At 37.6% G+C, this 229-nt stretch carries 1 protein-coding gene; it reads right to left on the minus strand.

What is annotated here, in order from left to right:
• Nucleotides 1-229, minus strand: a 229-nt coding sequence (locus tag FVA95_RS32500) for a hypothetical protein (RefSeq protein ID WP_205016130.1), incomplete at both ends; no start/stop codon positions are given.

The following is a 229-nucleotide window of genomic DNA, read 5'->3' on the forward strand; positions in this document are numbered from 1 at the left end:
AGGTAGGACCACGCACGGATCCAATGAGTAGCCATCGGGATAACCTGCATAAATGAAGTTTTCTTTGCTCTGTTAAAATATAATCATTCCGAACATTCCACAAAGCCCAGAGCAAGGCGCAAACACCAACTCTTTTTTGAACCTTCTCTTTTTTAGACACACCATGTAACCAATTGTCAAACAAATTTCTTATATCATTTGGTGGTTTAATATTGAAAGTCATATACAC

This window comes from Pseudonocardia sp. EV170527-09 (assembly GCF_008369905.1).
Classification (GTDB): domain Bacteria; phylum Actinomycetota; class Actinomycetes; order Mycobacteriales; family Pseudonocardiaceae; genus Pseudonocardia.